Below are 22,523 nucleotides of genomic sequence, written 5' to 3' on the forward strand. Positions count from 1 at the left end.
CCCGCCCGCCCGAGCACGGCGGGCGGGAGCCGTCACCATCGCCACCGCTGTGATCACATCGAGCTTCCACCCCGGCGACTGATCACGTAACAGTGGACGCATGCCGTCCCGGTTATCGCTCGCCCTGCTGACCCTGGTCGCGGGCTGCTCGCTCCCCGTCACCGCCACCGCCCCCGAACCGCAGCCCGCCTCCGAACCGCCGCCCGCCCTGGTCGACCTCGGCGAGCCCCGGCCCGAGGACACCGGGGCGCACTACCGCCGCGCCGACTGGGGCGACTGGGACTACGACCCCGCCAGCAAGTGCAACACCCGCGAGCGCGTCCTTGCCCGCGACGGCCGCGGCCTCAAGGTCGACGCGCAGTGCAGGCCCGCCTGCCCCAAGGGCGACTGCTGGACCAGCCCCTACGACGGCGTGGCCGTGGACGACGCGAGCGACCTGCAGATCGACCACATCGTGCCGCTGGCCGAGGCCAACCGCTCCGGCGCGCGGCGGTGGACCAAGGACGAGCGGGAGACCTTCTACAACGACCAGGACAACCTCGTCGCCGTCACCGCCCGGTCCAACCAGAGCAAGGGCGACGACGACCCCGGCCGGTGGCGGCCCGTGCGCGGGCACTGGTGCGACTACGCCACCCGCTACGTCACGATCAAGGCCCGCTACCGGCTCTCCGTCGACCCCGTCGAGCACGCCGAGCTCGCCCGCATGCTCAACACGTGCTGATGGCGGGGCCGCGCGCAGCGGCCCCGCCATCACCGAGAACGGCCGTCAGACGCCCGCGATGCTGGAGATCCAGCTGCGGTAGCGGGTGACGTTCGTGTAGTTGGTGACCGACTGGCGGTCGCTGGTCGAGGCCACGCCCACCTGGCGGCCGTTGGCCATCATCGGGCCGCCCGAGTCGCCACCGGCGGCGATGCCGTCGACGCGGTAGGCGCGGATGGCGAGGCCGCCGTAGGCGTCGCTGGCGGTGGTGGACTGGACCCGCACGGTCGCGACCTTCAGGTAGCGCGACTGGCAGTTGATCTCCGAGCCGCAGCGCGAGGTCGCGCCCCAGCCGTAGATCTGCACGTTCTGCCCGACGGCCACGTCCGAGGTCGTGCCGAGCGGGGCGTAGGTCGCGTTCACCGACCGGTCGAGCCGGGCGATGGCCAGGTCCGAGGTGTGCCGGTAGATCTGCACCGCGTTGGCCACCACGCCGCCGGAGTGCTGGTCGAGGCTGCCGATGCGGAAGCTGATCCCGCCACCGGACACGCAGTGGCGCGCGGTCAGCACGTACTGCGGCGCGATGATGCTCGCCGAGCAGGTCTCGCGGCCGTTGGAGAACAGGCGGGCGGCCCACGGGGCGTTGCTCGCGTAGCCGCCGCCGATGATCATCGGTGTGACCTCGTGGTCACCGGCGGGCGGCGCGGCGGGAGCCGCGGTGGCGGCGGGGGCCAGGCCGAGCAGCGTGCACGCGGCCGCGGTGACGGCCAGTGCCAGCTTCGTCATCTTCATGGAATTACTTCTCGATTCCGCGGATCGCTCCGCTAGGCAGGGATGAATCGGGAAATGGGTCACCAGCGATACCGCGATTGCGGCAACCCCGGCAGGTCGCCGGGTCTGGACCTGCGGGTTTGCCGCTTTCACCGGAACGATAATGGCCCGTTCGCAACTTTTACAGCAGCGGCTGGGTGATGCAAGTGCCGGTTGTTCACACCATTCCCGGTTGACCCCGACAAATGACGGGGGTGAATATCTCGATGATCGGGATGATCCGGGACTAGCATTGCCCCGACGAGCGGCAACGACCTGCCGCCGCGAGCACGGGAGGCGAACTCGATGGCGCTGCTGCGCAGCTACGTCGGCGGACACTGGCACACCCCCACGGCGGAGGGGGCGCCGCTGCACGACGCGGTGACCGGGGAGGAGATCGCCCGGATCTCCAGCGCGGGGATCGACATGGCCGCCGCGCTCGACCACGGCAGGCGCACCGGCGGCCCCGCGCTGCGCGAGCTGACCTTCCACCAGCGCGCCGCCCTGCTCAAGACGCTCGCGCTGCACCTCACCGAGCACAAGGACGAGCTCTACGCGCTCTCCGCGCGCACGGGCGCGACCCAGCGCGACTCGCTGATCGACGTCGACGGCGGCATCGGCGTGCTGTTCGCCTACAGCGGCAAGGGCAGGCGCGAGATGCCCAACGCCAAGGTCTACGTCGAGGGCGCCGTCGAACCGCTCGGCAAGGGCGGCACGTTCCTCGGCCGCCACATCCTGACCCCGCTGCACGGCGTCGCGGTGCAGATCAACGCGTTCAACTTCCCCGTGTGGGGGCCGCTGGAGAAGTTCGCCCCCGCCTTCGTCGCAGGCGTGCCGAGCCTGATCAAGCCCGCCAGCCAGACCGCCTACCTCACCGCGCGCCTGGTGGAGCTGATCGTCGAGTCCGGCATCCTGCCCGAGGGCAGCGTCCAGCTCGTCTGCGGGAGCGCGGGCGACCTGCTCGACCACCTCACCCCGCAGGACCTGGTCGCCTTCACCGGCTCGGCGTCCACCGCGCAGCGGCTGCGCACCCACGAGGCCGTCGTCCGCCACGCCGTGCGGTTCAACGCCGAGGCCGACTCCCTCAACTGCTCGATCCTCGGCCCCGACGCCCGCCCCGGCACCCCCGAGTTCGACCTGTACGTCAAGCAGCTCGTCACCGAGATGACCGCCAAGGCCGGGCAGAAGTGCACCGCCATCCGCCGCGCGCTCGTCCCGGCCGAGCTGATCGACGACGTCGCCGCCGCGACCGCGGAGCGCCTGGCCAAGGTCGTGATCGGCAACCCGGCGAACCCGGACGTGCGCATGGGCGCGCTCGCGGGCCTTGAGCAGCGCGAGGAGGTGCGCCGCTCGCTCAAGGCGCTCACCGCCGCCGGTCAGGTCGTCTTCGGCGACCCCGAGCGGGTCGAGGTGGTCGACGCCGACCCCGAGCGCGGCGCGTTCCTCTCGCCGGTCCTGCTGCGCGCCGACCCCGACCGCGCCGAGCCGCACGAGGTGGAGGCGTTCGGCCCGGTGGCGACGCTGCTGCCGTACGACTCCGCCGAGCACGCCGTCGAGCTGGCCGCGCGCGGGCACGGCAGCCTCGTGGGCTCGGTCGTCACCGGGGACGCGGAGTTCGCCGCGTCCGTCGTGCTGGGCGTCGCCCCCTGGCACGGGCGCGTCCTGGTGCTCGACACCGAGGACGCCAGGGAGTCCACCGGGCACGGCTCGCCGCTGCCGCCGCTGGTCCACGGCGGCCCCGGCCGCGCGGGCGGCGGCGAGGAGATGGGCGGCATCCGCGCCGTCCTGCACCACATGCAGCGCACCGCCGTGCAGGCCAGCCCGAAGGTGCTCGCCGCGATCACCGGCCAGTGGGCGGCGGGGGCGCCGCGCCGCGAGGACGTGCACCCGTTCCGCAAGACGCTGGCCGAGCTGCGCGTCGGCGACGCGGTGGTGGCGGGCCCGCGCGAGGTCACCCAGGCCGACATCGACCACTTCGCCGAGTTCACCGGCGACACCTTCTACGCGCACACCGACCCGGCGGCCGCGGCGGCCAACCCCCTCTTCGGCGGGATCGTCGCGCACGGGTACCTGGTGGTGTCCTTCGCCGCGGGCCTGTTCGTCTCGCCGGAGCCCGGCCCGGTGCTGGCCAACTACGGGCTGGAGAACCTGCGGTTCGTCACCCCGGTCTACCCCGGTGACGCGCTGACCGTGACGCTCACCTGCAAGCAGATCACCCCGAGGGAGAACGCCGACTACGGCGAGGTCCGCTGGGACGCCGAGGTCACCAAGCAGGACGGGACCATCGCGGCCCAGTACGACGTGCTGACACTGGTCGCGAAGGCGTGACACAGGGGAAGGGGGCCCGCGTCGCGGGCCCCCTTCGTCATTGCCGGACTACTTGCCCGCGGCGTCGGTGATGACCACCGGCTTGCTGTCGACCTTGGTGCCGTACCAGCCGGAGTAGTTGCGCTCCACCGCAGCCCGCTCCGCCGAGCTGGGCTGGGCGTTGGCGCAGCTCACCGGGGCCGAGCTGCCCGACATCAGGTCCGAGCACAGCCCGGTCCGCCGGTCCGGCAGGCCCAGCGAGTGGCCGAGCTCGTGGGTGGCGATCCGGACCACGTTGTAGCCCTGGTTGACGGCGGTGCGGCCCATCCAGACCGTGACGCTGCCGTAGGACCGCACCGGGCCGAGCGTGGCGCGCGGCCAGCCGTTGTCGGCCAGGATCCGGATGTTCGCCCGCTGGCCGGGCTGGGCCTTGACGATCTGGACGTTGCTGACGGCGCTGTTCCAGATCTGGACGGCCGCGGCCACCTCGTCCTTGAACTCGGCGGCGTACGAGTCGTCGTATGTGAGCGTGGTGGCGAAGGCCGACGGCGGCAGTGTCTGCGCGGCGGCGGGGGTCGCGGTGATGCCCGCGACCAGGGCTGCGCCGAGGGCCACGTTCGTGACCAGCAGCGCAAGGGTGCGTCGAAGCATGGGACTACTCCCTCAATTGAGCGGCCCCGGGACGGGGGCCGACCTCGTGGTGACTGCAGGGGCGAGGGGTCTCAGCCGAAGGGACGGCGACGACGTAGATCTCCTCCGGTAGTTAGCCCTACCCGGTGCGTGATCCACCCAGTAGAGATAGTGACCGCGATCACAGGAACCTCGTGCGCGCTCACTGCCGGTGATGAGCGAGCCCGTCCGGAGGCCACCCATCTGGCGGTTGAACTGCGAAAACGGTTCGTCCGACGCCCGTTCTGCGCGGTTCGCCCGAGTTCGGCGGTTGTGGCGCGCGCGGGCCGACGGGCGCTCGGGATTTCCTTGGCGCACAAGGGAATCCGCGCCCGGCTGGGGCGGCTCGACGGCTAACCGACCCCCCGATTTGATCCTGGTTTGGCGGGGGTGTAACTTTCTCTCTGTCAGCGCGACACGGGCCGGAAAGAGCGGAACGGGCGCGACAAACAAGACCTAGCGATACCAGCCTTCCTCGGAAGTCGCCTGCGGCGGATGAGGTTGAGCGTGTGTTGTTTGAGAACTCAACAGTGTGCCGATGAAAGCCAGTAGAGCTTTTATGAAGTGAACCCCTGTTTGTGGGTTCCTTTGAGTATATTTTGACCAGATACGTCTGGTTGCTATGGATCATTGTTGGAGAGTTTGATCCTGGCTCAGGACGAACGCTGGCGGCGTGCTTAACACATGCAAGTCGAGCGGTAAGGCCCTTCGGGGTACACGAGCGGCGAACGGGTGAGTAACACGTGGGTAATCTGCCTCATACTCTGGGATAAGCCTGGGAAACTGGGTCTAATACCGGATAGGACCATTGCGGGCATCCGTGGTGGTGGAAAGTTCCGGCGGTATGGGATGAGCCCGCGGCCTATCAGCTTGTTGGTGGGGTAGTGGCCTACCAAGGCGACGACGGGTAGCCGGCCTGAGAGGGTGACCGGCCACACTGGGACTGAGACACGGCCCAGACTCCTACGGGAGGCAGCAGTGGGGAATATTGCACAATGGGCGAAAGCCTGATGCAGCGACGCCGCGTGAGGGATGACGGCCTTCGGGTTGTAAACCTCTTTCGCCAGGGACGAAGCGCAAGTGACGGTACCTGGAGAAGAAGCACCGGCTAACTACGTGCCAGCAGCCGCGGTAATACGTAGGGTGCGAGCGTTGTCCGGAATTATTGGGCGTAAAGAGCTCGTAGGCGGTTTGTCGCGTCGGCCGTGAAAACCTGGGGCTTAACTCTGGGCCTGCGGTCGATACGGGCAGACTTGAGTTCGGTAGGGGAGACTGGAATTCCTGGTGTAGCGGTGAAATGCGCAGATATCAGGAGGAACACCGGTGGCGAAGGCGGGTCTCTGGGCCGATACTGACGCTGAGGAGCGAAAGCGTGGGGAGCGAACAGGATTAGATACCCTGGTAGTCCACGCCGTAAACGTTGGGCGCTAGGTGTGGGGAGCATTCCACGTTCTCCGTGCCGTAGCTAACGCATTAAGCGCCCCGCCTGGGGAGTACGGCCGCAAGGCTAAAACTCAAAGGAATTGACGGGGGCCCGCACAAGCGGCGGAGCATGTGGATTAATTCGATGCAACGCGAAGAACCTTACCTGGGCTTGACATGCACCGGAAACCGGTAGAGATATCGGCCCCCTTGTGGTCGGTGTACAGGTGGTGCATGGCTGTCGTCAGCTCGTGTCGTGAGATGTTGGGTTAAGTCCCGCAACGAGCGCAACCCTCGTTCCATGTTGCCAGCACGTAATGGTGGGGACTCATGGGAGACTGCCGGGGTCAACTCGGAGGAAGGTGGGGATGACGTCAAGTCATCATGCCCCTTATGTCCAGGGCTTCACACATGCTACAATGGCCGGTACAGAGGGCTGCGAGACCGTGAGGTGGAGCGAATCCCTTAAAGCCGGTCTCAGTTCGGATCGGGGTCTGCAACTCGACCCCGTGAAGTCGGAGTCGCTAGTAATCGCAGATCAGCAACGCTGCGGTGAATACGTTCCCGGGCCTTGTACACACCGCCCGTCACGTCACGAAAGTCGGTAACACCCGAAGCCCATGGCCCAACCCGCAAGGGGGGGAGTGGTCGAAGGTGGGACTGGCGATTGGGACGAAGTCGTAACAAGGTAGCCGTACCGGAAGGTGCGGCTGGATCACCTCCTTTCTAAGGAGCACCTCGACACGGACCCGTTATTCCCGGGTCTGTGGAGGACCACGGCCATCAGCGAATGTCTGGTGCGTGGTTGCTCGATGGATTGTGGAACTACTGGTGGAGCGTGGTCGTCGGCCTGGTGCCCGGTGTCCTAGTACTGGCCCCCTGTGGGGGGTTCGTGGAACGGAGCGGGTGGCGGGTCGAGGACGACGCGTGCGGCACACTGTTGGGTCCTGAGACAACACCCGCCTTGGTGGGGTTGCTCGAGGGAAGTGTCACTACAGGGTTCCTGTGCAGTCAGACGGCCGCGGGTGCGGTGCTGTGGTTGCGGTATGCGGGGATCTCTGGTTGGTGTTTGAGAACTGCACAGTGGATGCGAGCATCTTTGTGGCAAGTGTGTAAGGGCATACGGTGGATGTCTTGGCACCAGGAGCCGATGAAGGACGTGGGAGGCTGCGATAAGCCTCGGGGAGCTGTCAACCGAGCTGTGATCCGAGGATGTCCGAATGGGGAAACCCGGCACCAGTCATGTGGTGTCACCCGCACCTGAATGTATAGGGTGTGTGGAGGGAACGCGGGGAAGTGAAACATCTCAGTACCCGTAGGAAGAGAAAACAACATGTGATTCCGTGAGTAGTGGCGAGCGAAAGCGGATGAGGCTAAACCGTGCGCGTGTGATACCCGGCAGGGGTTGCGTGTGCGGGGTCGTGGGACCTGTCGATCAGTTCTGCCGGGCTGATAGAGAGTCAGAAAGCATCGTGGTTAGTCGAACGTCTCTGGAATGGGCGACCGTAGTGGGTGAGAGTCCCGTAGGCGAAAACCTGATGTCTCTCGATGGTGTTCCCGAGTAGCAGCGGGCTCGTGGAATCTGCTGTGAATTTGCCGGGACCACCCGGTAAGCCTGAATACTCCCTGGTGACCGATAGCGGACTAGTACCGTGAGGGAAAGATGAAAAGTACCCCGGGAGGGGAGTGAAAGAGTACCTGAAACCGTGTGCCTACAAGCCGTCAGAGCCGTGATGGGTGATGGCGTGCCTTTTGAAGAATGAGCCTGCGAGTCAGTGCTGCGTGGCGAGGTTAACCCGTGTGGGGGAGCCGTAGCGAAAGCGAGTCCGAAGAGGGCGGTTGAGTCGCGTGGTCTGGACCCGAAGCGGGGTGATCTACCCATGGCCAGGGTGAAGCAGCAGTAAGATGTTGTGGAGGCCCGAACCCACCAGGGTTGAAAACCTGGGGGATGAGCTGTGGGTAGGGGTGAAAGGCCAATCAAACTCCGTGATAGCTGGTTCTCCCCGAAATGCATTTAGGTGCAGCGTCATGTGTTTCACGCCGGGGGTAGAGCACTGGATGGTCTAGGGGGCCTACAAGCTTACCGAAATCAGCCAAACTCCGAATACCGGTGTGTGAGAGCGTGGCAGTGAGACTGCGGGCGATAAGGTTCGTAGTCGAGAGGGAAACAGCCCAGAACACCAGCTAAGGCCCCTAAGTGTGCGCTAAGTGGGAAAGGATGTGGGGTCGCCCAGACAACCAGGAGGTTGGCTTAGAAGCAGCCATCCTTGAAAGAGTGCGTAATAGCTCACTGGTCAAGTGGTCCTGCGCCGACAATGTAGCGGGGCTGAAGCGCGCCGCCGAAGCTGTGTCATTCACACAATACATCCGCCCTGTCTCTTTGGGATGGGGTGCAGTGGTGTGGATGGGTAGGGGAGCGTCGTGTGGCCTTGGAAGCGGCAGCGTGAGCTAGCCGTGGAGGCCATGCGAGTGAGAATGCAGGCATGAGTAGCGAAAGCAGAGTGAGAATCTCTGCCGCCGGATGACCAAGGGTTCCTGGGGCAGGTTCGTCCGCCCAGGGTAAGTCGGGACCTAAGGCGAGGCCGACAGGCGTAGTCGATGGACAACGGGTTGATATTCCCGTACCCGTGTGGACGCGTCCCTGACGAGGCCGTTGATACTAACCGCCCAAAGCCGCCGCAGCTTTCGGGTTGTGGTGGTGGAGCGCGGGATCTGATTCGGTAGTAGTCAAGCGATGGGGTGACGCAGGAGGGTAGCTCCGCCAGCTGTTGGTGACTGGTGCAAGCGTGTGGCCCGCAGCATAGGCAAATCCGTGCTGCATCAAGGGTGAGGCGTGATGCGTAGCCGATTGAGGCGAAGTAGAGTGATCCCATGCTGCCGAGAAAAGCCTCTAGCGAGTGTCCGTGCGGCCCGTACCCCAAACCGACACAGGTGGTCAGGTAGAGAATACCGAGGCGTTCGGGTGAACTGTGGTCAAGGAACTCGGCAAAATGCCCCCGTAACTTCGGGAGAAGGGGGGCCGGTGTGCTTGAAGCCCTTTGCGGGCTAGGGTGTGCCGGCCGCAGAGACCAGCGAGAAGCGACTGTTTACTAAAAACACAGGTCCGTGCGAAGTCGTAAGACGATGTATACGGACTGACTCCTGCCCGGTGCTGGAACGTTAAGAGGACCGGTTAGCCCGTAAGGGCGAAGCTGAGAATTTAAGCGCCAGTAAACGGCGGTGGTAACTATAACCATCCTAAGGTAGCGAAATTCCTTGTCGGGTAAGTTCCGACCTGCACGAATGGAGTAACGACTTCTCGGCTGTCTCGACCACAGGCCCGGTGAAATTGCACTACGAGTAAAGATGCTCGTTACGCGCGGCAGGACGGAAAGACCCCGGGACCTTTACTATAGCTTGGTATTGGTGCTTGGTTCGGTTTGTGTAGGATAGGTGGGAGACTGGGAAGCGCTCACGCCAGTGGGTGTGGAGTCGTCGTTGAAATACCACTCTGATCGTACTGAGCATCTCAACCTCGGACCGTGATCCGGTTCAGGGACAGTGCCTGGTGGGTAGTTTAACTGGGGCGGTTGCCTCCCAAAGGGTAACGGAGGCGCCCAAAGGTTCCCTCAGCCTGGTTGGCAATCAGGTGTTGAGTGCAAGTGCACAAGGGGGCTTGACTGTGAGACTGACGGGTCGAGCAGGGACGAAAGTCGGGACTAGTGATCCGGCGCTGGCTGGTGGAAGCGGCGTCGCTCAACGGATAAAAGGTACCCCGGGGATAACAGGCTGATCTTGCCCAAGAGTCCATATCGACGGCATGGTTTGGCACCTCGATGTCGGCTCGTCGCATCCTGGGGCTGGAGTAGGTCCCAAGGGTTGGGCTGTTCGCCCATTAAAGCGGTACGCGAGCTGGGTTTAGAACGTCGTGAGACAGTTCGGTCCCTATCCGCCGCGCGCGTTGGAGACTTGAGGAAGGCTGTCCCTAGTACGAGAGGACCGGGACGGACGAACCTCTGGTGTGCCAGTTGTCCCGCCAGGGGCATGGCTGGTTGGCTACGTTCGGAAGGGATAACCGCTGAAGGCATCTAAGCGGGAAGCCTGTTCCAAGATGAGGTCTCCCACCCCTTTGAGGGTTAAGGTCCCCAGTAGACGACTGGGTTGATAGGCCGGAGATGGAAGCACTGTGAGGTGTGGAGTTGACCGGTACTAATAGGCCGAGGGCTTGCCACGAACATGTTACGCATCCACTGTGTGGTGTCTGAGACACCAACCACCCCCCAGCACCCGAGGTGAGACTCGGTGTGCGGGATGTGGGGGTTGTTTGTTTCATAGTGTTTCGGTGGTTTTAGCGGTGGGGAAACGCCCGGTCCCATTCCGAACCCGGAAGCTAAGCCCATCAGCGCCGATGGTACTGCACTCGTGAGGGTGTGGGAGAGTAGGACACCGCCGGACTTCATTACCTGAAGGCCCGTTCTTGTAACGGCTCCGAGAGTTTTCTCGGACTGTTACAAGAACGGGCCTTCAGGCGTTTCCCTTTTTGTCGAGGTGGCCTAGCGGACGCCCAGGCGCTCCAGCAGTTCGGCCGTGTCAGCCACGAACCAGACATGGCGGCCTCGGTTGCTCTCGCGGACATAGGCGGCCAAGGCGGAGCTGCGGGAGACGTGCGTGGTGATGTCGCCGACGATCGCCACGTTCAGGTGGTAATTCAGCAGCTTCTGCACCATCTCCCCGGCTATCCGGGTGCTCAGGTCGAAGAACTCCGGCGTCAGCCGCGACACCGGGAGGGCCACCCAGTCGACCGACTGGCCGTAGAGGCCGGGGACGATCGTGTCGAGCACATCGTCGGCTCCGGTCAGGACCGGCGCGTCCTCGGCGTACTCGAAGACGGGACCGTTCCGGGCTCCCATGGGGACCGCCAGCTCCGCCACCATCCGCCCGTCCTCGGGGTGCACCGCGGCGCCGCAGGACGCCAGGACGCCGAGGGCGGCCGCGTTGTCCGGCGTCGTCTCGGCGACGAGCACGCGGTGGCCAGCGCGGCGGGCGATGGTCAGGAGCGCGCGGACGGCGGCCGTGCCGATGCCCCGCCCCCGCGCGTCCCGGGCGAGCCACAGGCCGACCTCCGCCGTCGCCTCATCGACCGCGCGCATGCGGATGACGCCGACCGCGTCCTCTGCCCGGCAGATCGCGAACGACGTCGTGGTGGGGTCGGCGAGCTGGGCGTCGAGGAACGCGCGGTAGGCGGCGCGGGCCCCGGCGGTCCAGGTCTCGTGTCCCGGGGGCATGACCTCGGTCGTCGCCGCGGCCGTCGCGGCGACGGCGACGACGCGGTCGACGAGCGGGGCCAGCGGGGTCAGCTGGACCGCTGGGTCGGCGGTAGTGGTGTCCACCCCTCCGATTGTCCGGACCGGACAACCGGATTTCGGCCGCCGACGCCCACCACGCGCTCGCCCGACATCGCGCGGGCCACCTCGTGCAGGACCCGGCGCGCCGCCATGAGGTCGGCGGGGTCGCAGCGGTCCAGGGCGCTCAGGGCGTCGTGGGTCGAGTCGATCGCGAGGCCGCCGAGGTCGATCGCCCTGGCGTGCACGGACAGCAGCACGCGGCGCCGGTCGTGGTCGTCGCGGGTGCGGGTCACCATGCCCGCGCGGACGAGCCGGTCGACCAGCGCGGTGACCGATGCGGAGTTGAGGCCCAGGCGGCCGCACAGCCAGCCCGGGGTGGCCGGGACGCCGGTGCGCCTGGCCTCCAGCAGATGGATCAACGCGCGCAGGTCGGTCGGGTGCAGGTCGTGCTCCGCGGCGAACCGGGCGTCGAGCAGGTCCAGGCGCGCGGCGATGGTGCGCAGCAGCCGGACGGTGTGCAGGCGGGGGTCGAGGTCGTCCACCCGGGCCCTCCTTCGGGTCGGGATCGGCGGCCTGGTGACCACGGCCACGTGGACAGGTCGCCAATGCAAGTTAGGCTAACCTAAGTTGATACTGGAGGTGCGAGCATGGCCGTCCCCCTCGTCGAGCCGTACGACATGTCCGCCGCGGCGAAGCTGCCCCGCAACACCGTCGCGTGGCGCGTCGACGCCCAGCGCGCGGTTCTCGTCGTCCACGACATGCAGGACCGCATCGTCGCCTCCTTCGACGGAAGCCGTTCTCCTGCCATCGAGCTGGTGCACAACGTCGGCAAACTGCGCGACACGTGCCGTGATGTCGCTGTGCCGATCGTCTACACGCTCCGCGGCCGTCAGGCCGGGGAACCGGTGTACGTGCCGCGCCCGTGCGACCTGGTGGTCGACGCGGGAGCGGGCGAGCCCTACGCCGCGCTGCGCGACGTCCTCGACGCCGGTGGCCGCGACCAGCTCGTCCTCGTCGGGGTCCGCGCCCACGCCGCCTGCCTCATGGCCGCGGGCGGGTCGTACCTGGCGGGGACGCAGGTGTTCGCGGTGGCCGACGCGATCGCCGACCTGAGCCTGGACGAGCACCGCCAGGCCGTCCGGTCCGCGGCCGAGTACGGCGCGATGACCACGACCACCGGCCGGGTCATCGGCGAACTCCTCGGCGTGCTCGCCTGAGAGCCCGCCACGCGGGTGAGCGTCCCGCCAGGAGAACCTGGCGGGACGCCCACATCCGGCCCGTCCCGGCCGGAGCCTAGCCGCGCATCGCGGTGATCAGCTCACCGTTGGTGGTGTCGCCGGACAGCTCCCAGAAGAACATGCCGCCGAGACCCTGCTGCGCGCTGTAGCTGCGCTTGCCCGCGATGGTCGCCGGGGTGTCGTAGCTCCACCACTGGTTGCCGCAGTGCGCGTACGCGGTGCCAGCGACGGTCCCGTTGGCCGGGCAGCGCGTCTTGAGGACCTTGTAGTCCTCGATGCCCTGCTCGTAGGTGCCGGGCGCGGGGCCCGTCGCCGTGCCGCCGGGGGCCGACTGCGTGACGCCGGTCCATCCTCGGCCGTAGAACCCGATGCCGAGCAGCAGCTTGCTCGCCGGGATGCCCTTGGCCTTGAGCTTCTGGATGGCGGCGTCGGAGTTGAAGCCGTCCTGCGGGATGCCCGGGTAGGCCCGCAGCGGGGAGTGCGGGGCCGTCGGGCCCTGCGCCGCCCACGCGCCGAAGAAGTCGTACGTCATCGGCATGTACCAGTCGACGTACTGGGCGGCGCCCGCGTAGTCGGTGGCGTCGATCTTGCCGCCGTTGGAGGCGTCCGCGGTGATGGCCGCGGTGACCAGGTTGCTGGCGCCGAAGCGGGACCGCAGGGCCCGCATCAGGTTCTCGAACGCCTCGGGGCCGCTGGTGTCGCACTCCAGGCCGCAGGCGTTCGGGTACTCCCAGTCGATGTCGATGCCGTCGAACACGTCGGCCCAGCGCGGGTCCTCGACCAGCTTGTAGCAGCTGTCGGCGAACGCGGTGGGGTTGCGCGCCGCGTCGTCGAACCCGCCGGACCAGGTCCAGCCGCCGAAGGACCACACGACCTTGATGTGCGGGTACATCTTCTTCAGCTTGCGCAGCTGGTTGAAGCTGCCGCGCAGCGGCTGGTCCCAGGTGTCGCCGACGCCGTCGACGCTCTGGTCGGCCCCGTAGGACTTCTCGTAGTCGGCGAAGGAGTCGCCGATCACGCAGCGGCCGCCGGTGACGTTGCCGAACGCGTACATGATGTGCGTCAGCTTCGAGGCCGAGCCCGACGTGTGGATGTTCTTCACGTGGTAGTTGCGCCCGTAGACGCCCCACTGCGCGAAGTAGCCCACGACCTTGGAACCGGGCGGCGGCGGGGTGTCCGTCGTCGTCGTGGTGGTGGTCGTGGTGGTCGGGTCGTCCGAAGTGGTCGTGGTCGTCGTCGTGGTCGGCGGGATGGTGCCGTCGCACGACGCGCCGTTCAGGGTGCAGTTGGTCGGCGTGCCCGCACCCGAGCCGATGAAGCCGAACGACACGCTGGCGCCGGGGGCGACGGTGCCGTTCCACGACAGGTTCGAGAAGGTGTACTTGGTGCCCGACACCGAGCGCTGGGCGTCCCAAGAGGACGAGATGGTGCCGGGGCTGAGGGTGAACTCGATCCGCCAGTTCGTCAGCGCGGTGTCACCGTTGTTGCGGATCGTGTACTTGGCCTGCCAGCCCGAGCCCCAGTCCTGGGTCTTCTCGAACACGGCGGTCGGGGCGGCGGCGCCGCTGGCCGGGGCCGCTACTACCAGGCCCAGAGTGATCGTGCCAGCGGCCACCAGGGCCGCTGTCACATGCCATCGGGTTCTGGACACGTGGGTCACCTCGCAGGGAGAGGATCGGTGGGGGATGTTGGGTTGACTTTGGTCCAGACCACCTGACGGGGACAAGGTCTAGACCACTGGTCTCACTCGAATGGAGTAAGGCCGGTTCTAGTGTCGACAGGCCTCGGCCACCGTTTCGGCCGCTGCCCGCAGACTGGGGCGGGACGCCCCGAACGTGTCGATCCGCGCGCTGGCCCCGAGATCGGGGCCGGGCACGCCGGTCTCCACGTGGACGGTGACTGGATTGGTGTGGACCAATTCAGCCACCAGGGCGCGCACGGCCGGGTGCCGGTGCGCGTCCCGGGTCACGATGACGACCCCCGCCGCCGTGCGCGCGGCGGCCAGCGCATCGGCGGGCTCGGCCGCGTCGACGCGCAGGACGGTCGTCTCGGGGACCAGCTCGCTCAGGTGCGGGCCGAGCCCCCACGGCACGGGCCCGGCGGCGATGGTCGGATCGACCTCGACGTCGAGCACGAGCGGGTCTTCCAACTCGGGCAACGCGGTCGCGCGGATCGCCTTGCGCGCCACGGTGATGCCCAGTCGGTGGCGGTGGCTGTCCGGCCCCCCGCCGCCAGGATATGCGGGGGAGGAGGGTGGGGGCGAGGGAGGTTCGGCGGGTGTGGACAGCCGCTCGCCGGTTGTCCACAGGCCCGTGGTCGTGTCAGCACTGCCGTCCCCGCGCCCGATATCCTGGCGGCGGGGGGCCGGGTGCTCGCGATGCTCCGGCGCCGTGCCCAGCGCGCGGGTGCGGGCGGCGGCCTCGGCGAGGCGTTGCTCGTCCAGGGTGCCGTCGGCGACGGCGGCGGCGATGCGGGCGACGATGCGGTCCAGGACCTCCGGGCCCGCTTCCTCGCCGCCGATGCACAGGGCGTCGGCGCCCGCGCGCAGGGCGCGGACGGCGGCCTCGGTGAGGCCGTCGGTGTCGCCGAAGGTGCCCGCGACGGCGCCCATCTCCAGCGCGTCGGTGATGACGGCTCCGGTGAAGCCGAGTTCGCCGCGCAGGATCTCGTTGATGGCCACCGAGTTGAGCGTGACCGGGTCGTCGCCCCACCCTGGCACCACCAGGTGGCCGGTCATCACTGCCCGCACCCCGGCGGCCAGCGCGGCCCGGAATGGGACCAATTCGCAGGCGCGCAGCTCCTCCGGGGTGCGGGGCAGGACCGGCAGCGCCACATGCGAATCCGATGTGGACGCCCCGTGACCGGGGAAGTGCTTGGCGCAGGCGGCCACGCCGACGCGCTGGTGCCCCCGCACGAACGCCCCGACGTGCGCGGCGGCGGCGTACGGGTCGGACCCGAACGCGCGCACGCCGATGATCGGGTCGTCCTGGGACAGCGTCAGGTCCGCGCACGGGGCCAGGTTCACCGTCACCCCGCAGGCGGCGAGCCTGGCCCCGAGCGCCGCCCCCACCTCGGCGGTCAGGGCGAGGTCGCCCGCCGCGCCCATGGCCAGCGGGCCGGGCAGGTCGCTGCCGGTGGCCGCGTCGAGGCGGGTGACGTCGCCGCCCTCCTCGTCGATGCCGACCACGACGTCGTCGCGCTCGGCGCGCAGCGCGGCCGTCAGCGCGGCCACCTGCCCGTCGTCGACGACGTTGCGGCCGAACAGGACCACGCCGCCGAGCCCGGCGGCCACCCGCGCCCGCACCCAGTCCGGGGCGGTGGTGCCCCGGAACCCGGGCAGCAGCACCGCCTCCGCCATCGCGCGCACCGAGTCGTCCACTCCGGAACGCGCCGTCATCGGATTCGCCATCAGCCCTTCACCGCCCCCGCGGTCGCGCCGGACACCAGCTTGCGCTGGACGAACATGAAGAAGACCAGGGCGGGCACGGCGTAGATGACCGACGCGGCCATGATGCCGCCCCAGTCGGTGCCGAACGCCGTCCGGAACGACGACAGCCACACCGGCAGCGTCTGGTTGCCCTTGTCCCTGATGAACACCAGCGCGAACAGGAACTCGTTCCACGCGGTGACGAAGCTGAACACCGACGTGGCGACCAGGCCGGGCCCGAGCAGCGGCAGCGTGACCCTGCGGAACACGCCCCACCGGCCGCAGCCGTCCACCATGGCCGCCTCCTCCAGCTCCACCGGGATGCCCTTCACGAACCCGCGCAGGGTCCAGACCGTGAACGGCAGGGTGAAGGCGACGTACACCAGCAGCAGCGACGGCAGCTTGTCGAGCAGGTTCGCGTCCCGCATGATCAGGTACAGCGGGACGAACAGCGCCTCCAGCGGCGCCAGCTGGGCGATGAGCACCAGCAGCACGAAGCCCTTGCGGCCGCGGAAGCGCATGCGCGCCAGCGGCACGGCCGCCAGCAGGCCCGCCGCCAGCGCCACCGCCACCGAGCCGAGCGTGACGATCAGGCTGTTGGTCAGGAACGAGGTGAAGCCGTCCTTGCCGAACGCCGAGGCGAAGTTGTCGAAGGTGACCGACAGCGGGATCAGGTCGTAGTCCGGCGACAGGATCTGCGCGGGCGTCTTCAGCGCGGTGGTGATCATCCAGTACGTCGGGAAGAAGAAGAACACGGTGGCCGCGATGCCCAGCACGGCGAGGCCGACGCGCTGCCCACGGGTCTTGTGCATCTACAGCTCCGTTTCCTGCGAGCGGACCAGCAGGCGCATGTACCGCCAGGTCACCAGGACGAGGACGATCAGCATCAGCACGGCCACCGCGGCGGCCACGCCGAACCCGCTGCCGGAGATGCCCTTGAGGTACAGCAGCACGGGCAGCGTCGTGCTCTGCCCGTCCGGGCCGCCCTGGCGGATGGCCCAGACCTGGGTGAAGACCTTGAAGTCCCACAGCACCGACAGGAAGACCACGATCGCCAGCACCGGGCGCAGCGCGGGCCAGCTCACCGCCCGGAACGCCTGCCACCCGGTCGCGCCGTCGATCGACGCGGCCTCGTAGAGGTCCTTGGACGCGCCGAGCAGCCCCGCGTAGAGGGTGAACGCGACGAACGGCACGGCCTGCCAGCACACCAGCAGACCGATGACGGTCAGCGTGCTCGCGCCGGTGCTGAACCAGGAGTGGCCCGAGTAGCTCTCGAAGCCGAGCAGCACCAGGGTCTTGTTGAGGATGCCGTACTGCTGGTCGAACATCCACTGGAACACGGTGGTGGTCGCGATGATCGGCGTTGCCCAGGCCAGCACCAGGCTGATCTGCAGGGCCATCCGGACACCGCGGCTCAGGTGCCGCATCAGCACGGCAAGGCCGAGGCCCAGGAGCACGGTCGCGGCCACGACCCCGGTCGTGAAGACCACGGTGCGCAGGGTGATCGTCCAGAACTCCGGGTCGGACAGCACCTCGACGTAGTTGTCGAAGCCGGTCCAGATCACCTCGCCGCGCACGAGCTCGCCGAGGTTGAGCTCGCGGAAGCTGATGAACACCACCTGCAGCGCGGGCCAGCCCAGCAGCGCGACCAGGAACACCAGGGCGGGCGCCATCATCAGGTAGGGCACGGCCCGCTCGCTGACCCGCAGGAAGCCGCGGGGCCCGCGCGGGCCGGACCGCCCGGCCCGCGGGTTCGCACCCGCGGGCCGAGCGGCCCGTGCCGATGTCGTCGAGGTCATGACCCGATCAGCCCGCGAATGCCTCGTTGAGCACGGCGTTGGCGTCCGCGGTCGCCTGGTCGATGCTCTTGGCGCCGGTCAGGTACGCGGTGAGCATGTCCTTCAGCGGGTTCTGGCCCGCCTCGATCGTGGCCCAGCCCGGCGTCGCCGGGACGCCCTTGCCGTTGGTGGAGGACTTGGCCATGGCCGCGCTGGCCGGGCCGCCTGCCTCAAGGGCGGACAGGTCGGTCGAGGTGCCCGGGATCATGCCCGCCTTGGCGAACTCGCTCTGGTACTTCGCGCTGCTGATCAGCTTGATGTACTCCTTGGCGAGGTCCTGGTCCTTGCTGTTGGCCGGGATGGCCAGGTTCGAGCCGCCCTGGAAGACCGGCGCGGGGCCCGCCTTGCCCGGGATCGGGAACGCACCGGTCAGCTCGGTGATCTTCGGGTCGCTCTTGGCGGCCGTGGCGACCTCCCAGGGCAGACCGATGATCATCGCGACCTTGCCGCCGCCGTAGATGCCCGCCTGCTCGGGGGTCTGCTCGTCGGCGTCCTTGGGCGCCTTGGTGCCCGAGGCCTCGACCAGCTCCTTGTAGAACTCCAGGCCCGCCTTGGCCTGCGGGCTGTCCAGCGCCGCCTTGAAGGTGGTGCCGTCCTGGGTGGCGATGTCGCCGCCCTCGTCCCAGATGAACGACAGCAGCGAGTACCAGTTCTGGCCGGGCAGGTAGAGCGCCTGGAAGTCCTTGTCCGAGCCGAACTTGGCCTTCAGCTTCTCGATGGCGGCCAGCCACTCGGCGCGGTTGGTCGGCTCCGCGGTGATGCCCGCCTGCTCGAACATGTCCTTGCGGTAGAGCACCACGCGGTTGGCGGCGTAGAACGGCACGGCGTACTGCTTGCCGTCCCAGGTCGCCGAGCCCTCAAGGCCGGAGAGCCACTGGTCCTTGTTGAAGCTCGCGGTGTCCGCGCTGATGTCGAGCAGCACGCGCTGCTGGGCGAACTTCGGCGACTGGGTGTTGCCGATCTCGATGACGTCCGGGGCGTCGTTGCTGGCCAGGGCGGTGGTCAGCTTGTCCTGGATGCCGTTCCACTGCTGCACCTCGTACTTGACCGTCACGCCGGGGTGGGCGGCCTGGAACTCCTGGTGCAGCGCGTTGGTGAGGGTCTCGGGGGCCGACCCGTTCATCAGCCACACGGTCAGCTCCCGGGGACCGCTCTGGGCGTTGTCGCCCCCGGTGTCGCCACCGGAGCCCGCGCAGCCTGCGACCGCAAGGGCGACCGCGACACCCCCGATCAGCGACTTCGACCAACTTCTCACTGGAGGTACTTCCTTTCGAGCAGCCCATCCGGCAACGAAGGGCTTGAGTGGTTTAGACCATTGCGATTAGAGTGGTCCGTAGTTCTCGGGCTTGTCAAGATAAATGCGGAACCGTGACCTTTCGTCCCCGCAGCGGCCCACCCTGCCCATCGGCGCGCGACCAAGGAACACTCATGGCGGACAACCTCGCGGAAAACGGCCGGAAATCGGCCCGGACGCCCAAGCACTGGGCGCTGAAGGACCGGCTGCTCGCCATGGTCGCCGCTGCCGGGCCCGGCGGCCCGCTGCCCGGCGAGCGGGCGCTGGCCGAGGGGTTCGGGGTCTCGCGGACCACCGTGCGCAAGGCGCTCACCGAGCTGATGGCCGAGGGCAGGCTGACCCGCGTGCACGGCAGCGGCACCTACGTCGGCTCGGGCAAGGTGACCCAGCGGCTGCAGCTGTCCTCCTACACCGAGGACATGCGCTCGCACGGGCTCAACCCCACATCGTCCCTGCTGGAGGCCGCTATCGAGGCCGCGGAACCGGAGCTGGCCGCGCTGCTGGCCGTGCCTGCGGGGGCCGACGTGCTGCGGCTCAGGCGGCTGCGCAGCGCCGACGGGGAGCCCATGGCGATCGAGACGTCGCGGCTCCCGCTGACCCGCTTCCCCGGCCTGGAGGCCCGCGTCGGGGACACCTCGCTGTACCGGGTGCTGTGGGAGCACTACGGCGTGGAGCTGGGGCACGCGGAGGAGACCATCGAGACCACGCTGGCCACGCCAGCGGACGCCGCCCTGCTCGGCAATGAGGTCGGCGCGGTGATGCTTCGGCTGTCGAGGCATTCTTTCGACACCGACAATCGGCCGGTTGAATGGGTGCGCTCGGTTTACCGTGGCGACCGGTACAAGTTCGTCGCGACGCTGGTTTCCCCGCGCGAAGTGGAATAGGGAAGGAATTTTCCGGCCCGGTCGAATACGGCCGGGCCGCTTTTGTGCGGTCGCGTCGAAAGCGGCTCCTCTCCTCAGCGCTGCCTGCCGGGCACGCCCGGCCGGGTCTGCCACGGCAGGGGGCCCGAGAGCGGGCGGTACTCCACGCCCAGCGCGTCGAGCCGGGGCAGGTGGTGGGCGGCCAGCCGCTCGACGAACCCCGCCGGGTCGCGGCGCTCCGGCGGCGTCCACACCACCTCGGCGAAGGCGGCCAGCCGAGGGAACGCCGCGTAGTCCACCCGGCGCGGGCCGTCGAGGTGCTCGGTCCAGATCTGGGCCTGCGCCCCGAGCACGCGGTGGTGGGCGTCCTCGGGCAGGCCGTCGGGGATGGGGTCGTAGGCGTAGACGTCCTCGACCGTGCGCACGTACCCGACGGGGATCGGCTCGTCGGGGTGCTCGGACTGCCGGTGGTCGAGGTAGACGTGCTGCTCCGGGCACATGACCACGTCGTGGCCCGCGAGCGCCGCGGCCCGCCCGGCCTCCTCGCCGCGCCACGACGCGACGATGACCCCGGGCGGCAGGTCGCCAGCGTCCATCACGTCGTCCCAGCCCAGGGTGCGCCTGCCGTGCGCGGCCAGGTGCCTGCCCAGCGTGCGCAGGAACCAGCCGGGCACCGCGTCGACGGAGTCGAGGCCGAGTTCGGCGACCCGGTCGGCGTGGTGCTCCTGCCACTGCTTGGTCGGCACCTCGTCGCCGCCGAGGCAGACGACCGGCGCGTCGAACACGTCCAGCACGTGGTCCAGCACGGCGGTGTAGAAGTCGATCACGTGGTCGGTCGGGGCGAGGACGTGCTCGCTGACGCCCCACGCGTGCCACACCTCGACCGGCGCGCCGGACGCGCCGAGTTCCGGGTAGGCGGCGATGGCGGCCTGGCTGTGGCCGGGCACGTCCACCTCCGGCACGACGGTGATGTGCCGGGCGCGGGCGTAGGCGACGATCTCGCGCAGGTCCGCGGTCGTGTAGAAGCCGCCGTGCGGGCGGCCGTCATGGGTGAGGTCGCCGTCGGGCTGGCGGCCGGTCCACGAGCCCTTGCGCCAGGCGCCCACCTCGGTCAGCCGCGGGTAGGCGGGGACCTCGATGCGCCAGCCCTGGTCGTCGGTCAGGTGCAGGTGCAGGACGTTGAGCTTGTGCGCGGCCATCAGGTCGATGAACCGCAGCACCGCCGCCTTGGGCTGGAAGGTGCGGGCGACGTCGAGGAGCACGCCGCGCCAGGGGAAGCGCGGGTGGTCGACGACCTCCCCGCACGGCAGCGTCCACTCGCCGGTGTGGATGTCGGCGGCGCGGAAGGCGTCCGGGCCGAGCAGCTGGCGCAGCGTGCGGGCGGCGTGGGCCGCGCCAGCCGCGTCGCCCGCGGTGGCCTGGACGCCCTGCGGTGTGATGGAAAGTCGGTATGACTCAGGATGTGGCAGCGCGACCGGGTCGATGACCACAGTGGAGGCGTCGGTGAGCGCGGCGGGGTCGGTGACCCGGCACGTCCCCCCGGTCGACCGGGCCGACACCGGGCGGGGGAGCAGGGTGTCGAAGGCGTTCATCCCCGATCCTTCCCCGCTGTTGCATCTTACGCAACATAGATTTCACTGGCGGCAATGGAGAGGATGGTAGAACGCGCTCATCCCGGGCACAAGCTGACCCTCTCAGGCGAACGCCACCATGCACGCGCCACGGACCGTGACACTGCCGACCGGCTCGCCCAGCTCGCCGGTGGCCGGGTCGCGGGGCAGCCAGGTGACGTTGTGGGAGCGCTGGTTGGCCACGTAGAGCCAGCGCCCGGTGGGGTCGACGGCGCAGTGCCTCGGCCAGTCCCCGCCCACCGGGACGCTCTGGCGCAGCGTGCCGTCGAGGTCGAGCCGGGCGATCACGTTCTCGCCCCGGTTGCTCGTGTAGAGGTGCGTGTCGGCCGCGATGATCTCGGCGGGGAACGTCTCGGGCGCGCCCGGCGCGGTGACGAGGTGGTGGCCGGTCACGGTGAAGGCGCCCGCGTCCCAGGCGAGCCGGGTGACGCCGGGGATGTACTCGCCCAGGACGTAGGCGGCGGTGTCCCCGTGGAAGGCGAGGTGCCGGGGTCCCGTGCCCTTGGGCAGGTCGCAGCGCGCGTGCTGGGTGATCCGGCCGTTGTCGACTCGATGGGTGAGCACCGCGTCCGCGCCGAGGTCGACGGCGACCAGCCAGTCGCCGCGCGAGACGACCTGGTGCGCGTGCGGCTCGTCGGCGTCGTGGCGCAGGCGGTCGGTGACGGCGAGGGTGTCGAGGTCGTGGATCGTGACGGTGCCGTCGGTGTAGTGCGCGACGGCCAGGTGGTCGCCGTGCAGGCACAGGTGCGTGGGGCCCGCCTGGCCGGTCGCGACGACCCGGCGGACCTTCGGCGCGGCCGGGTCGGCGATGTCGAGCTCGGTGACGGCGCCCTCGGGCTCCTCGACCACCGCGTACAGCGTGGTCCCGCGCATGGCGAGGAACGAGGGCTCGCGGACGTCGGCGAGCGTGTCGGTGACGGTGAGCCCGCCGGTGGCCGGGTCGGCGGTGGCGACGGTGAGGCCGTCGCCCTCGATGGCTCCGATGTAGACGATCACGGTG

The 22,523-nt window shown here is 68.5% G+C and carries 15 protein-coding genes and 3 rRNA genes; 7 read left to right on the forward strand and 11 right to left on the reverse strand.

Annotation, left to right across the window (positions count from 1 at the left end; all coding sequences use genetic code 11):
- Positions 1–100: 100 nt before the first annotated feature.
- Complete coding sequence (locus tag Actkin_RS13520) at positions 101–721, forward strand: HNH endonuclease family protein (RefSeq protein WP_258907440.1); 621 nt, start codon at positions 101–103, stop codon at positions 719–721.
- Between the two features lie 45 nt (positions 722–766).
- Here the strand turns inward: Actkin_RS13520 and Actkin_RS13525 are convergent, their stop codons facing one another.
- A complete protein-coding gene (locus Actkin_RS13525) occupies positions 767–1,492 on the reverse strand; it encodes a S1 family peptidase (protein ID WP_189214459.1) in 726 nt (241 codons plus the stop codon).
- 324 nt (positions 1,493–1,816) lie between these two features.
- On the opposite strand from Actkin_RS13525, the gene paaZ reads away from it, so the two are divergent.
- Entirely contained in the window at positions 1,817–3,838 is a 2,022-nt protein-coding gene (gene paaZ, locus Actkin_RS13530) for a phenylacetic acid degradation bifunctional protein PaaZ (RefSeq protein WP_258907441.1), read from the forward strand.
- Positions 3,839–3,886: 48 nt separating this feature from the next.
- Here paaZ and Actkin_RS13535 read toward each other — a convergent pair whose 3' ends face one another.
- Positions 3,887–4,468, reverse strand: coding sequence for a snapalysin family zinc-dependent metalloprotease (locus tag Actkin_RS13535; protein WP_258907442.1), 582 nt, complete (start codon positions 4,466–4,468; stop codon positions 3,887–3,889).
- Between the two features lie 648 nt (positions 4,469–5,116).
- Between Actkin_RS13535 and Actkin_RS13540 the strand changes: the two genes are divergently transcribed.
- The 3 genes from Actkin_RS13540 to rrf all read left to right on the forward strand — a co-directional run bounded on the left by Actkin_RS13540 (position 5,117) and on the right by rrf (position 10,342).
- Positions 5,117–6,634 (forward strand): 16S ribosomal RNA (locus Actkin_RS13540).
- A gap of 376 nt (positions 6,635–7,010) precedes the next feature.
- Positions 7,011–10,120, forward strand: a 23S ribosomal RNA gene (locus Actkin_RS13545).
- Between the two features lie 105 nt (positions 10,121–10,225).
- A 5S ribosomal RNA gene (gene rrf, locus Actkin_RS13550) occupies positions 10,226–10,342 on the forward strand.
- Together the 16S, 23S and 5S rRNA genes form the textbook arrangement of a ribosomal RNA operon.
- 98 nt (positions 10,343–10,440) lie before the next feature.
- Here the strand turns inward: rrf and Actkin_RS13555 are convergent.
- Both Actkin_RS13555 and Actkin_RS13560 read right to left on the reverse strand, forming a co-directional pair.
- Positions 10,441–11,277, reverse strand: coding sequence for a GNAT family N-acetyltransferase (locus Actkin_RS13555; protein ID WP_258907443.1), 837 nt, complete (start codon positions 11,275–11,277; stop codon positions 10,441–10,443).
- On the reverse strand, positions 11,241–11,774 hold the full coding sequence (locus Actkin_RS13560; protein WP_189213798.1) for a MarR family transcriptional regulator: 534 nt from the start codon (positions 11,772–11,774) through the stop codon (positions 11,241–11,243). The genes Actkin_RS13555 and Actkin_RS13560 overlap by 37 nt, the downstream gene beginning before the upstream one ends.
- Before the next feature lie 105 nt (positions 11,775–11,879).
- Between Actkin_RS13560 and Actkin_RS13565 the strand changes: the two genes are divergently transcribed.
- The gene (locus Actkin_RS13565; RefSeq protein WP_189213799.1) at positions 11,880–12,449 is read left to right on the forward strand and encodes an isochorismatase family protein; all 570 of its coding nucleotides are present in this window, start codon (positions 11,880–11,882) and stop codon (positions 12,447–12,449) included.
- Positions 12,450–12,525: 76 nt separating this feature from the next.
- On the opposite strand, the gene Actkin_RS13570 is transcribed toward Actkin_RS13565, so the two are convergent.
- From Actkin_RS13570 to Actkin_RS13590, 5 genes are all read right to left on the reverse strand, one after another.
- Positions 12,526–14,121 carry a glycosyl hydrolase family 18 protein gene (locus Actkin_RS13570; protein ID WP_189213800.1) on the reverse strand — a complete coding sequence of 532 codons (1,596 nt, stop codon included), beginning with the start codon at positions 14,119–14,121 and terminating at the stop codon, positions 12,526–12,528.
- Positions 14,122–14,238: 117 nt separating this feature from the next.
- Positions 14,239–15,867 carry a glycoside hydrolase family 3 N-terminal domain-containing protein gene (locus Actkin_RS13575; RefSeq protein ID WP_258907444.1) on the reverse strand — a complete coding sequence of 543 codons (1,629 nt, stop codon included), beginning with the start codon at positions 15,865–15,867 and terminating at the stop codon, positions 14,239–14,241.
- 11 nt (positions 15,868–15,878) lie between these two features.
- Positions 15,879–16,709 carry a carbohydrate ABC transporter permease gene (locus Actkin_RS13580; protein WP_189213802.1) on the reverse strand — a complete coding sequence of 277 codons (831 nt, stop codon included), beginning with the start codon at positions 16,707–16,709 and terminating at the stop codon, positions 15,879–15,881.
- Positions 16,710–17,696: a carbohydrate ABC transporter permease gene (locus Actkin_RS13585; protein ID WP_189213803.1), complete on the reverse strand. Its 987-nt coding sequence runs from the start codon at positions 17,694–17,696 to the stop codon at positions 16,710–16,712.
- Positions 17,697–17,703: 7 nt separating this feature from the next.
- Positions 17,704–18,990: a sugar ABC transporter substrate-binding protein gene (locus Actkin_RS13590; RefSeq protein WP_258907445.1), complete on the reverse strand. Its 1,287-nt coding sequence runs from the start codon at positions 18,988–18,990 to the stop codon at positions 17,704–17,706.
- A 173-nt stretch (positions 18,991–19,163) separates the two neighbouring features.
- On the opposite strand from Actkin_RS13590, the gene Actkin_RS13595 reads away from it, so the two are divergent.
- The gene (locus tag Actkin_RS13595; RefSeq protein WP_189213805.1) at positions 19,164–19,913 is read left to right on the forward strand and encodes a GntR family transcriptional regulator; all 750 of its coding nucleotides are present in this window, start codon (positions 19,164–19,166) and stop codon (positions 19,911–19,913) included.
- Positions 19,914–19,987: 74 nt separating this feature from the next.
- On the opposite strand, the gene Actkin_RS13600 is transcribed toward Actkin_RS13595, so the two are convergent.
- Together Actkin_RS13600 and Actkin_RS13605 are read right to left on the reverse strand one after the other, a co-directional pair.
- A complete protein-coding gene (locus tag Actkin_RS13600; protein WP_258907446.1) occupies positions 19,988–21,484 on the reverse strand; it encodes a beta-N-acetylhexosaminidase in 1,497 nt (498 codons plus the stop codon).
- 102 nt (positions 21,485–21,586) lie between these two features.
- On the reverse strand, positions 21,587–22,519 hold the full coding sequence (locus Actkin_RS13605; protein ID WP_258907447.1) for a lactonase family protein: 933 nt from the start codon (positions 22,517–22,519) through the stop codon (positions 21,587–21,589).
- Positions 22,520–22,523: the final 4 nt, after the last annotated feature.

This window comes from Actinokineospora sp. UTMC 2448, assembly GCF_024760565.1.
GTDB lineage: Bacteria > Actinomycetota > Actinomycetes > Mycobacteriales > Pseudonocardiaceae > Actinokineospora > Actinokineospora fastidiosa.

Coding starts and splice junctions, on each gene's coding strand:
- paaZ (WP_258907441.1), top strand. CDS start 1,817: ATGGCGCTGCTGCGCAGCTACGTCGGCGGACACTGGCACACCCCCACG.
- Actkin_RS13585 (WP_189213803.1), bottom strand. CDS start 17,696: ATGACCTCGACGACATCGGCACGGGCCGCTCGGCCCGCGGGTGCGAAC.
- Actkin_RS13580 (WP_189213802.1), bottom strand. CDS start 16,709: ATGCACAAGACCCGTGGGCAGCGCGTCGGCCTCGCCGTGCTGGGCATC.
- Actkin_RS13520 (WP_258907440.1), top strand. CDS start 101: ATGCCGTCCCGGTTATCGCTCGCCCTGCTGACCCTGGTCGCGGGCTGC.
- Actkin_RS13600 (WP_258907446.1), bottom strand. CDS start 21,484: ATGAACGCCTTCGACACCCTGCTCCCCCGCCCGGTGTCGGCCCGGTCG.
- Actkin_RS13535 (WP_258907442.1), bottom strand. CDS start 4,468: ATGCTTCGACGCACCCTTGCGCTGCTGGTCACGAACGTGGCCCTCGGC.
- Actkin_RS13575 (WP_258907444.1), bottom strand. CDS start 15,867: ATGACGGCGCGTTCCGGAGTGGACGACTCGGTGCGCGCGATGGCGGAG.
- Actkin_RS13595 (WP_189213805.1), top strand. CDS start 19,164: ATGGCGGACAACCTCGCGGAAAACGGCCGGAAATCGGCCCGGACGCCC.
- Actkin_RS13565 (WP_189213799.1), top strand. CDS start 11,880: ATGGCCGTCCCCCTCGTCGAGCCGTACGACATGTCCGCCGCGGCGAAG.
- Actkin_RS13525 (WP_189214459.1), bottom strand. CDS start 1,492: ATGAAGATGACGAAGCTGGCACTGGCCGTCACCGCGGCCGCGTGCACG.